The following is a 10,856-nucleotide window of genomic DNA, read 5'->3' on the forward strand; positions in this document are numbered from 1 at the left end:
GCATCGGCTCGGTGAAGTCGACGCAGAAGATCACCAAGGCGATGAAGATGGTCGCTGCGGCGAAGCTGCGTCGTGCGCAGGAGGCGGCGGTCGCCGGTCGACCGTATGCGGAGCGGCTCGAGCGGGTGATGGCGAGCCTCGCCTCCACCGTCACGGTCAGCGAGAGCAGCCCCAAGCTGCTCGCGGGCACCGGCAAGGATCAGGTCCACCTGATCGTGGTCGCGACGTCCGAGCGCGGCTTGGCGGGCGCGTTCAACACCAACATCGTCCGCGCCGCGCGCAAGAAGGCCGAGGAACTGGAAGCCGCGGGCAAGACCGTGCGCTTCTATCTCGCGGGCAAGAAGGGTCGCGTTCTCAAGCGCTTCTACCCGACCCAGGTCGCCAACGATTACGAACTAGGCGGGATCAAGAAGATCGCGTTCAGCGATGCGCAGGGTCTGGCCCAGGATCTGGTCGCGCGGTTCGACGCCGGCGAGTTCGACGTCGCGCACCTATTCTACGCCAAGTTCGTCTCGGCGCTGGTGCAGGAGCCGACCGGCATGCAGATCATCCCGGTTGCGTTGCCGGTCGATGCGGCGCCCGCCGGCGGCAACGTCGCCGCGGTCGAATACGAGCCCGACGAGGAGACCATCCTCGCCGACCTGTTGCCGCGCAACGTCGCGATCCAGATCTTCCGCGCGATGCTGGAGAACGCCGCGTCGGAGCAGGGCAGCCGGATGAACGCGATGGACAATGCGACGCGCAACGCGGGCGACATGATCAACCGCCTGTCGATCGAATATAACCGTACCCGCCAGGCCGCGATCACCACCGAGCTGGTCGAGATCATCTCGGGCGCCGAAGCCCTCTAAATTCGAAAAGCAGGAAGAACCGCAATGGCAACCGCCGCTGAAGACATCCGCCCGACCGAGGGCATGACCAACAACATCGGCACCATCGCCCAGGTGATCGGCGCGGTCGTCGACGTGCATTTCCCGGATAATTTGCCCGCGATCTTGTCGGCACTCGAGACCGATAACAACGGCAACCGCCTCGTCCTCGAGGTCGCGCAGCATCTGGGTGAGAACACCGTCCGCACGATCGCGATGGACGCGACCGAGGGTCTGACCCGTGGGCAGAACGTTCGCGACACCGGTTCGCAGATCCGCGTGCCGGTCGGCCCGATGACGCTGGGGCGCATCCTCAACGTGATCGGCGAGCCGATCGACGAGCGTGGTCCGGTCAATGCCGAGACGACGTCGCCGATCCACGCGGCCGCGCCGTTGTTCGTCGACCAGTCGACCGAAAGCTCGATCCTGGTCACCGGCATCAAGGTCATCGATCTGCTCGCGCCTTACGCGAAGGGCGGCAAGATCGGCCTGTTCGGCGGCGCCGGCGTCGGCAAGACCGTGCTCATCCAGGAACTGATCAACAACATCGCCAAGGGGCATGGCGGCACGTCGGTGTTCGCGGGCGTCGGCGAGCGGACCCGCGAGGGTAACGATCTGTACCACGAGTTCCTCGACGCGGGCGTCATCGCCAAGGATGCCGACGGCAACCCGCAGTCTGAGGGTTCGAAGGTCGCGCTGGTGTTCGGCCAGATGAACGAGCCCCCGGGGGCACGTGCTCGCGTCGCGCTGTCGGGCCTGACGATCGCGGAATATTTCCGCGACGTCGAAGGCCAGGACGTGCTGTTCTTCGTCGACAACATCTTCCGCTTCACCCAGGCGGGCGCCGAAGTTTCGGCACTGCTCGGCCGCATCCCGTCGGCGGTGGGCTATCAGCCGACGCTGTCGACCGACATGGGCGCGTTGCAGGAGCGGATCACCTCGACCAACAAGGGGTCGATCACCTCGGTGCAGGCGGTGTACGTGCCCGCGGACGATCTTACCGATCCGGCGCCGGCGACCTCGTTCGCGCATTTGGACGCGACCACCGTGCTCAACCGCGCGATCTCGGAGCTGGGCATCTACCCGGCGGTCGACCCGCTCGACTCCACGTCGCGCGTGCTCGAGCCGCGGGTCGTCGGTCAGGAGCATTACGACACCGCGCGTGCGGTCCAATCACTGCTCCAGCGCTACAAGTCGTTGCAGGACATCATCGCCATCCTCGGCATGGACGAGCTGTCGGAGGAAGATAAGCTGACGGTGACGCGCGCGCGCAAGATCCAGAAGTTCCTGTCGCAGCCGTTCCACGTCGCCGAGGTCTTCACCGGCATCAGCGGCAAGTTCGTCTCGGTCGAGGATACCGTGAAGTCGTTCAAGGCGGTGGTCGACGGCGAATATGATCATCTGCCGGAGAGCGCGTTCTACATGGTCGGCGGCATCGACGAAGTGATCGCCAAGGCCGAGAAGCTGGCGCAGGAAGCGTAATGCTGCGCTTCGAGCTGGTGACCCCCGAGCGCCTGGTGCGCTCGGAAGAGGTCTACATGGTCGTCGTGCCCGGGGCCGAGGGCGACTTCGGCGTGCTCGAGGGGCATGCGCCGGTGATGTCGACGGTGCGCGACGGCGCGCTGTCGATCTATCGCACGCAGAACGCCACGCCCGAGACGATCGCGATCCAGGGCGGCTTCGCCGAGGTGAATGCGGCCGGTCTGACGGTGCTGGCCGAGCAGGCGGACTGACGCTGGGCGGTAGTTGGGATGCAACGGCGCTTTAGTTTCGGCGCGCGTGACCCTTTAACCACCGCGGCGAAGGCCGGGGCCCAGTTGGAAAGGCCGGAGTAACGGCGCGTATCGCTGGGTAACCATCGTCTCCCAACTGGGCCCCGGCCTTCGCCGGGGAGGTAGCCGGCAACTCCGCTGGCCAGCTTCGTCACCTTGGATGTTCACGGTACTGTCGGCTTCCAACAAGTAGGCGGATAACGGCAGTCGGAGCTTACCCGCGTTGTGCTCCCGTGAAGGCGGGAGCCCAGTGTCACGTCAGATAACGGCTGTTGTTCTGCTCGACCCTGGATTCCCGCCTTCGCGGGAAAACAGGAGGGGGGTTGACCGGGTAGAAATGGTGGTCGGACCTCAAGAGGCAGGCCAGATGGCATCTAGCCCGCCACCCACTACAAAAAGCTGTACGGATCCACATCGACCGTGACCCGCACCTTGCTCGGCCAGTCCAGTGCGCCGAGCCAGTCGCGAATGACGTCTTGCACGTCGAGCGCGCGGCGCGCGTGGACCAGTAGCCGGTAGCGGTGGCGGCCGCGCAGCATCGCCAGCGGGGCCGGGGCGGGGCCGTATACCGCCATGCCGTCCACCAGCGGGGCAGAGCGGCCGACCAGCTTGGCGGTGTCGTGCGCGCAGGCCTGATCCTCCGACGATACCACGATCGCGGCGTAGCGGCCGAACGGTGGCGCGCCGGCGTCCTTGCGGGCGTCGGTCTCGGCTTCGTAGAAGGCGTCGGCATCGCCGGTGATCAGCGCCTGCATCACCTGCGCCTTGGGGCTGTGGGTCTGGATATAGACGTGGCCCGGCTTCTCGCCGCGCCCGGCACGCCCCGACACCTGGCGGATCTGCTGGAACGTCCGCTCCGCCGCGCGGAGGTCGCCGCCCTCCAGTCCAAGATCGGCGTCGACCACCCCGACCAGAGTCAGGTTGGGAAAGTGGTAGCCTTTGGTCACAAGCTGCGTGCCGACGACGATGTCGATGTCGCCTGCTTCCATCCGCCCGACGAACTCCGCGGCCTTGGCCGGCGACCAGATCGTGTCGGAGGTGACCACCGCGACCTTGGCGGCCGGGAACAGCGCGGTCACCTCGTCGGCGATGCGCTCGACACCGGGCCCACAGGCCACGAGCGTGTCCTCGTTCTTGCATTCGGGGCAGAGCCGCGGGACCGGCTCGATATGCCCGCAATGATGGCAGGCGAGCCGCCGCGTCAGCCGGTGTTCGACCATCCACGCGGTGCAATTGGGGCATTGGAAGCGATGCCCGCAGGTCCGGCACAGCGTCAGCGGCGCATAGCCGCGGCGGTTCAGGAACAGCAGCGCCTGCTCGCGCCGCTCCAGGGTTTCCTCCAGCGCGGCGACTAGCTTCGGCGCGAGCCAGCGGCCGCGTTCGGGCGGGTGCTCGATCAGGTCGATCGGCTCGATCGTCGGCAGCTCTGCGGTGCCGAAGCGCGCGGGCAACTTCAGTTCGGCATAGCGACCGAGCGCGACCTGCTGACGGGTTTCGATCGCGGGCGTCGCGGAGGCGAGGATTACCGGGCACGCCTCGAACTTGCCGCGCATCACCGCGACGTCACGGGCGTGGTAATGCACCCCGTCTTCCTGCTTGAAGCTGGTCTCGTGCGCTTCGTCGACGACGATCAGGCCGAGGTTGCGATAGGGCAGGAACAAGGCCGATCGCGCGCCGACCGTGACCAGCGCCTCGCCGCTCGCGATCGCGCGCCAGGCACGACGCCGCTGGGTGGATCGCAGCCCCGAATGCCACGCCACCGGCTCGCAGCCGAAGCGATCGTGAAAGCGCTTCAGAAAGGGCTCGGTGAGCGCGATCTCGGGGAGCAGCACGATCGTCTGGCGCCCGGCGCGGATCGCCTCGGCGATCGCCTCGAAATAGACTTCGGTCTTGCCCGAGCCAGTAACGCCGTCGAGCAGGGTCGGTTGGAACGCGCGCGCCGCCACCGCCGCGACCAGCGTTTCCGCCGCCGCGCTCTGTTCCTCGGAGAGCGTCGGCGCGCCGAACCCGGGGTCGGGGCGCGGGTAGGGGCTGTCGATGTCGACCTCCACTGCCTCGATCGCACCGCACTTCACCAGCCCGCGGATCACCGCGTCGGAGACGTCGGCGGCGGTGGCGAGTTCGCGGATCAGCCCCTGGCGGTCGCCGATCCGCTCCAGCGCCTGTTCGCGTTGCGGGGTGAGCCTCGCCGGCACGGTGCCGCCGATCCGGTATTCGGTGACGGTGCGCGCGCCCTCCAGCGCCGAGGTCGAGGCGAGGCTCATCCGGACCACGCTAGCGGGCGGCGCGAGATAATAGTCGGCGGTCCATTCGACCAGCCGCCGCAGCGCGCCCCCGAGGGGCGGCACGTCCGCGACCGCGAGCAGGGGCCGCAGCCGGTTGTCGCCGACCTCGGTCTCCGAGGGCATGTATTCGGGCTCCCACACCACGCCGAGCAGTTGCCGGGGGCCGAGCGGCGCGACCACGATCGATCCCGGTTCGACGGTCATGCCGTGCGGGACGCGGTAATCGAGCGGGCCGAGGGCGGAGTTCAGGACGAGGACGCGGGCGCGTGACATTGCCGTCCATATGGGGCGCGGCAGGCCGCGGGTGAACCGCTATTCGGCGGCGATCCCCCGCGGCGGCGGCCCGCTGTCGCGATCGGTCCGCCGCCGGTTGCCGATCCGCGACCGCTTGGCGGTATATAGCTGGGTGTCGGCGGCGTGGACGAAGTCGCGGACGTTGTCGTGATCGGTCAGCATCGCGGTGCCGACCGTGCCCGATGTGGCGATCGTCATGCTGCCCGCGGTCACCGGCACGCAGAGTTCATGCTGCAGCCGGTGCGTGAAGGCGACGGGGTCGGCGATCAGTTCGGGGTGCTCGACGATCAGCGCGAATTCGTCGCCGCCGATGCGCGCGGCGTAGCTGCCCCGCAGCCACGGGTCGCGCAGCCGCCGCCCGACGGCGCGCAGCACGTCGTCGCCGGCGCGATGGCCGAGCGTATCGTTGACCTCTTTGAAGCAATCGAGGTCGACGATCGCGAGCATCAATGGCCGGCGCTCGGACAGCGGGTTGGCGATCGCGGTGCCCAGCACACGGTCGAACGCCGCACGATTGGCGATCCCGGTCAGATCGTCGCAATCCGCGGACCGGCGGAGCCGTTCCTCCATCCGGTGTCGGTCGGTGATATCCTGCAACAATCCGATCAGTGCGATCGCGCCGCCGTCGGTAATCTCGGGCGCCCCGATCGCGCAAATGCGACGACGGTCGCCCCCGGCATCGATGAAGTCGACTTCGATCTGGAACGGCTCGCCGGTGCGTAGCGACCGCTGCGACGAGCGATAGATCAGCCGCCGCAGATTGACGGGATATCGCGCCAGCAACCGGTCGATAGCCGTGCGATCACCCACAGCGAGCCCGTGAATGTGGAACACGCCGTCCGACCACTGGATCTCGTCGGTCGCGGGCAGGTAGCGCCAGGATCCGATCCTCGCCATGCGCTCGGCCTGGCGGAACGTCTGGTCGTTGCGCAACAGGTCCGCCGCCTGCTGCTTGGCAAGCGAGGCGAGGTCGAGCGCGGACCGTGCGGCGAGGCGGGCGGCGAGCAGGGATTGCGCCAATTTGGCGAGATTGCGGAGCGCCAGGATCTGTTCGACGGTCAGGCGCCCCGGCTGCGGGTCGGCCACGCACAAGGTGCCGACCGCCTGGACGCTGCCGTCGGCGCCGGGTGCGTAGAGCGGAACGCCCGCATAGAAGCGGATGCCATCCTCCATCACCAGCGGATCGCCGTGGAACCGCGGATCGGCCGCTGCATCCTCAATTACCGTAATCTCCTGCCCGCGGATCAAGTCCTCGCACAGGATGTGGAGCCCCGACGATCCGCCGGACGCCGTATCGCTGCACGCCTTGATCCAGTGACGATCCTGATCGATCAGCGACAGCACCGCGGTCTGCTTGCCGAGCAGGTGCGCGGCGAGGCTCACGACTGCGTCGAACTCCGCCTCCGGCGGCGTGTCGAGCAGGTCGAGCGCGTAGAGCGCCGCCAGTCGGCGACCTTCATCGGTGTCGAACATTCGAGCGGAGATGGGCAGCATATATCCGATCATATCCAAGAAGTTCACGGGAGTAAGTAGAAACCGAGAATGGATCGCTTTTGGCTGCGATCGACCCTAGCGTCGGCGGGTGACCACCCCGCTGCCCATCCTGTTCGCCCAGCACCTGTCGCGCGACCGCCGGCGATCGGTGCACACCGCGCGCGCCTATCGCGCGACCGCGGAACGGCTGATCGAGTTTCTCGGAGAGCATTTGGGGGATGCGACGGATGATCGATCGACACTGGCGAGGGTGTCCGCGGCCGACCTTCGCGCCTATCTCGCGCGGCGGCGCGGGGAGGGGCTGACCAATGCATCGGCGGCGCGCGAGCTATCCGCGGTCCGTGCCTTCCTTGCCTGGGCGGTGCCCGACGCCGATCTGCCCCGGCTGCGTGGTCCGCGGGTGAAGAAGGGCCTACCGCGTCCGATCTCGCCCGACGAGGCGGTGGCTCTGGCGGACGATGTCGCCGAAGACGCCGCCGAGCCGTGGATCGGCGCGCGCGACTGGGCGCTGCTGATGCTGCTCTACGGCGCCGGCCTGCGGATCGGCGAGGCGCTGGCGTTGACCGGGCGCGCGCTGCCGCTCGGCGTCACGCTGGTCGTCACCGGCAAGCGCGACAAGACCCGCATCGTTCCGCTACTGCCGCCGGTACGCACCGCGATCGAGACCTATGTCGCGCAATCGCCATGGCCGGCCGATCGGTCGGCGCCGTTGTTTCGCGGTGCGCGGGGCGGGCCGCTGTCGCCGGGCGTGATCCGTCGATCCGTCCGGGCGGCAAGGGCGCGGCTTGGGTTGTCGGCGCGCACGACGCCGCATGCGCTGCGGCACAGCTTCGCGACGCATCTGCTGGGGCGCGGCGCGGATCTTCGCATGTTGCAGGAACTGCTCGGCCACGCGTCGCTGAGTTCGACCCAGATCTACACCGCGGTGGATGCCGCGCACATCCTGGACGTCTATCGCAACGCCCACCCGCGGGCGTAGACTTCAGCGGTGCGGCCGCCAGGTCGCAACGCGCCACACATAGGCCGCGACCATGAGGACGCTGATCCCGATCACCACCGGGCCGACATAATCCTGGAGCCGTTCGAACCGCGAACCGAACCAGATTCCCGCCCAAGCGAGCAATGTGTTCCAGATCAGGCTGCCCGCGTAGGTCCAGGCGAGGAAGCGCCATACCGGCATCCGCGTCATCCCGGCGGGCAGAGAGATCATCGTCCGGAAGGTCGGCATGAAGCGGAACACGAAGATCACCCAGCCGCCATTGCGTTCGAAGAAACGGTGGAGTCGTTCGACATCGCTCCATTCCAACGTGAGCCACCGGCCGTGGCGATCGACGAACGGGCGCAATCGTTCGTAGCCCAGCCGACGACCGACCACGTACCAGAAGCAATTGCCCGCGGTGGTGCCCGCGGTCGCGATCAGCACCAGCGGTACCAGCGCCATGTCGCCGCGCGCGACCGCCATGCCGCCGAGCCCCATGATCACCTCGGACGGGATCGGCGGGACGACATTCTCCAAGGCCATCAGCAGGAAGATGCCGAAATACCCGCCCGCCGCGATCAGATCGAGGATGAAGGCGGTCATCGCCGGTATGCCTCAGCCGCGCGCGGCGACCGCGTAGAGCGCGACCGCTGCCGCGTTGGACACGTTGAGGCTTTCGACCTTGCCGCTGATCGGCAGCTTGGCGAGTTCGTCGCAATGCATCTCGGTGTTCTGCCGCATGCCTTCACCCTCGGCGCCGAGCACGATGGCGATCCGCTGCTCGCCCATCGCCTGCGCAAGAGTCTGCGTCGCGTGGCCGGTGAGGCCGATTCGCCAGAACCCCGCCTCCGCGATCTCCTCCAGCGCACGCGCCAGATTCACGACGCGGACCCAGGGCGTGGTCTCCAGCGCACCCGACGCGGCCCGCGCGACAGTCCCCGATTCGGGCGGCGAATGGCGGTCCTGCGTGACGATGCCGAGCGCATCGAACGCCGCCGCGGAGCGCAGGATCGCGCCGACGTTGTGCGGATCGGTGACCTGGTCGAGCACCACCAGCGGCCGGCGATCGTCGCGGCCCTGCGCCAGCAGATCGCCCAGCCACATGTCCTCGAGCGGATCGACCTCCGCGACGAGCCCCTGGTGCGGTGCGTCGGCGGGAACCAGCCGGCCGAGATCGGCGACGTCGGCAAACGTTACCGGCAGCACCGGCGGCAGATCAAGCGCCGCCAGCGCCTCGCGCGTGCCCCACAGCTTGCGAACGATGCGCTCGGGGTTGGCGAGCGCGGCGGTGACCGCATGGCGTCCCCAGAAGCGCGGGCGTCCCGCGGTGCCCGTGCTCGGGCGGTGTCCTCGTTTGGCCATCAGTCGTCGTCGTCCGGATATGCGAAGGGATCGGTCACCGCGGGCTTGGTCGGCAGCGGCGGACGCGGCAAGGCTTTTTCGGCATTCGCGGCCGAAACCAGCACCGATGCGAGCACGATCGATCCCTGGCGCATGTCGTCGGCCTTCAGGTGATCGAACGTATCAACTCCGCTGTGATGCACCCGGCTGTCGTAATCGAGCGGATCCTGGATGAACTGAAAGCCGGGTACGCCGATCGCCTGCATGAACACGTGATCGGTGCCGCCGGTCGGCCGCAGCGCTACGGTGTTCGCGCCCATCGCGGCGAACGGCGCGAGCCATTCGCGGAAGATCGGCACCACCGCGGGATTGCGCTCCGCATAGAGCCCGCGCAGCTTGCCCGAGCCATTGTCGATGTTGAAATAGGCGGCAAGGTCGCCATAGCCCGGCTGCGGCGTGACCGGCCACCGGTTGGTCCAGCCGTAAAAGCGCTTTAGCCCCGTGTCGGCGGTGCCGCCGGGGGCGCCGCGGGTCGCGAGATGCTTCTCGACATAGGCCATCGACCCGAGCAACCCTTGCTCCTCGCCGGTCCACAGCGCGAAGCGGATCGTGCGTTTCGGCTTGATCCCGGTCGCGGCGATGATCCGCGCGGCTTCCATGATCATCGCGCTGCCCGCGCCATTATCCGCAGCGCCGTCGCCCGCCACCCAGCTGTCGAGATGTGCACCGGCCATCACGTAACCCGCCTTTGGGTCGGTGCCGGGGATCTCCGCAATGATGTTGTAAGCCTGCTCGTCGGTATCGTCGAACCGCACGTCGCTGACGATCTCCAGCGTCGGCGCGGTGCCCGATCTGGCCAGCCGGGCGAGCCGCAGATAATCCTCCTGCCCGATCTGTACCGCGGGCAGGGCGGCCGTCGCGCCGGTGCCGAACAGATAGCCCTCGCCGCTGACTAGGTTGCCGTCGCGATACGCCATCGTCGCCATCGCGACCGCGCCCTCCGCCTTCAGAAACGCGTCGAGCTTGGCCGCGAAATCAAGCCGCTTCAGCCGCCGATCGGCGGCATCGGGATCGTTCACCGGCTGCTGGAACTGGTCTAGCTTCGACAGCTCCTCGTTGGATAGCCGTTGGAACACCGGCTCGGTCGATTCGCGCGCAGCGACCGGCAGCGTCGTCATCACCATCTTGCCGCGCAGCTGCCCGCGCCATTTGTCGAAGTCACGCTCGCGTTTCATCGGCGCGACGACGATCGGCGCGGTCAGTGCGCCATTGGTCGGCGGCGTCCAAGCAATAGGGATCGCGGTCAGCTGCACCGCGCGGGGGGTCAGCATCCGCACCGATGCACGCTCGATCGTCCACCCGCGCCCGAACGCGAAGCCTTCCTTGTGGACGTTCTTCAGCCCCCATTCGGTGAACTTCGCCGCGGTCCAGCCTTCCGCCTTGCGCATTCCCGGCGAGTTGGTCAGCCGCGGGCCAATCACGTCCGTCAGGTGTTGCGCGGTGACCATCACCTGGCTGTGGTTCGTGCCCTCGTCGATGATCCGGTTGGCCGATGCCTTATCCTGCGCACCCACATGGTACGGCATGAGAGCGACCGCCGCAGTGGCGGCGAGCAGGAAACGGCGCATGGGACCCCCTTCAATACGATATCGACCGTGTTGCTACGGGTGCCGCCCACCGCGCGCAAGCAGTGCCGCGACGCTGACCCGCGTTGACAGCCGCGTCCCGCTTCGCCATGGAGCCGCCTCGCTCTGAAAAGCGGCCCATCTGGACAGGTGGCCGAGTGGTTAAAGGCAGCAGACTGTAAATCTGCCCGTGCAAG

9 protein-coding genes are annotated in these 10,856 nt (G+C 67.7%); 4 read left to right on the top strand and 5 right to left on the bottom strand.

Annotation, left to right across the window (positions count from 1 at the left end; all coding sequences use genetic code 11):
* Positions 1-2 precede the first annotated feature (2 nt).
* The 3 genes from ACFE77_RS14820 to ACFE77_RS14830 are packed head-to-tail and all read left to right on the top strand — an operon-like array spanning position 3 to position 2,602.
* Positions 3-851 (top strand): F0F1 ATP synthase subunit gamma, encoded by an 849-nt coding sequence (locus ACFE77_RS14820; RefSeq protein ID WP_375422420.1) that lies wholly within the window; start codon positions 3-5, stop codon positions 849-851.
* A 24-nt stretch (positions 852-875) separates the two neighbouring features.
* Positions 876-2,351, top strand: a complete 1,476-nt coding sequence (gene atpD / locus ACFE77_RS14825; protein WP_375422421.1) for a F0F1 ATP synthase subunit beta — start codon at positions 876-878, stop codon at positions 2,349-2,351.
* The gene (locus tag ACFE77_RS14830) at positions 2,351-2,602 is read left to right on the top strand and encodes an ATP synthase F1 subunit epsilon (RefSeq protein ID WP_375422422.1); all 252 of its coding nucleotides are present in this window, start codon (positions 2,351-2,353) and stop codon (positions 2,600-2,602) included. Before atpD ends, ACFE77_RS14830 begins: the two co-directional genes overlap by 1 nt.
* A gap of 428 nt (positions 2,603-3,030) precedes the next feature.
* Here the strand turns inward: ACFE77_RS14830 and ACFE77_RS14835 are convergent, their stop codons facing one another.
* Both ACFE77_RS14835 and ACFE77_RS14840 read right to left on the bottom strand, forming a co-directional pair.
* Positions 3,031-5,199, bottom strand: a complete 2,169-nt coding sequence (locus ACFE77_RS14835; protein ID WP_375422423.1) for a primosomal protein N' — start codon at positions 5,197-5,199, stop codon at positions 3,031-3,033.
* A gap of 39 nt (positions 5,200-5,238) precedes the next feature.
* Positions 5,239-6,714, bottom strand: a complete 1,476-nt coding sequence (locus ACFE77_RS14840) for a diguanylate cyclase domain-containing protein (protein ID WP_375422424.1) — start codon at positions 6,712-6,714, stop codon at positions 5,239-5,241.
* Positions 6,715-6,802: 88 nt separating this feature from the next.
* On the opposite strand from ACFE77_RS14840, the gene ACFE77_RS14845 reads away from it, so the two are divergent.
* Positions 6,803-7,693, top strand: a complete 891-nt coding sequence (locus ACFE77_RS14845; RefSeq protein WP_375422425.1) for a tyrosine recombinase XerC — start codon at positions 6,803-6,805, stop codon at positions 7,691-7,693.
* Positions 7,694-7,696: 3 nt separating this feature from the next.
* Here the strand turns inward: ACFE77_RS14845 and ACFE77_RS14850 are convergent, their stop codons facing one another.
* Genes ACFE77_RS14850 through ACFE77_RS14860 form a run of 3 tightly spaced genes read right to left on the bottom strand, consistent with a single transcriptional unit; the run spans position 7,697 to position 10,662 of the window.
* Positions 7,697-8,296 (bottom strand): DedA family protein, encoded by a 600-nt coding sequence (locus ACFE77_RS14850; protein ID WP_375422426.1) that lies wholly within the window; start codon positions 8,294-8,296, stop codon positions 7,697-7,699.
* A 12-nt stretch (positions 8,297-8,308) separates the two neighbouring features.
* On the bottom strand, positions 8,309-9,055 hold the full coding sequence (rlmB, locus tag ACFE77_RS14855) for a 23S rRNA (guanosine(2251)-2'-O)-methyltransferase RlmB (protein WP_375422427.1): 747 nt from the start codon (positions 9,053-9,055) through the stop codon (positions 8,309-8,311).
* Entirely contained in the window at positions 9,055-10,662 is a 1,608-nt protein-coding gene (locus tag ACFE77_RS14860; protein WP_375422428.1) for a M20/M25/M40 family metallo-hydrolase, read from the bottom strand. Before ACFE77_RS14860 ends, rlmB begins: the two co-directional genes overlap by 1 nt.
* Positions 10,663-10,856: the final 194 nt, after the last annotated feature.

The organism is uncultured Sphingomonas sp. (genome assembly GCF_964243315.1).
GTDB lineage: Bacteria > Pseudomonadota > Alphaproteobacteria > Sphingomonadales > Sphingomonadaceae > Sphingomonas.

Excerpts from the sequence above, each read along its gene's own strand:
- atpD (WP_375422421.1), top strand. The coding sequence starts at position 876 with ATGGCAACCGCCGCTGAAGACATCCGCCCGACCGAGGGCATGACCAAC.
- ACFE77_RS14830 (WP_375422422.1), top strand. The coding sequence starts at position 2,351 with ATGCTGCGCTTCGAGCTGGTGACCCCCGAGCGCCTGGTGCGCTCGGAA.
- ACFE77_RS14835 (WP_375422423.1), bottom strand. The coding sequence starts at position 5,199 with ATGTCACGCGCCCGCGTCCTCGTCCTGAACTCCGCCCTCGGCCCGCTC.
- ACFE77_RS14840 (WP_375422424.1), bottom strand. The coding sequence starts at position 6,714 with ATGCTGCCCATCTCCGCTCGAATGTTCGACACCGATGAAGGTCGCCGA.
- ACFE77_RS14850 (WP_375422426.1), bottom strand. The coding sequence starts at position 8,296 with ATGACCGCCTTCATCCTCGATCTGATCGCGGCGGGCGGGTATTTCGGC.
- rlmB (WP_375422427.1), bottom strand. The coding sequence starts at position 9,055 with ATGGCCAAACGAGGACACCGCCCGAGCACGGGCACCGCGGGACGCCCG.
- ACFE77_RS14860 (WP_375422428.1), bottom strand. The coding sequence starts at position 10,662 with ATGCGCCGTTTCCTGCTCGCCGCCACTGCGGCGGTCGCTCTCATGCCG.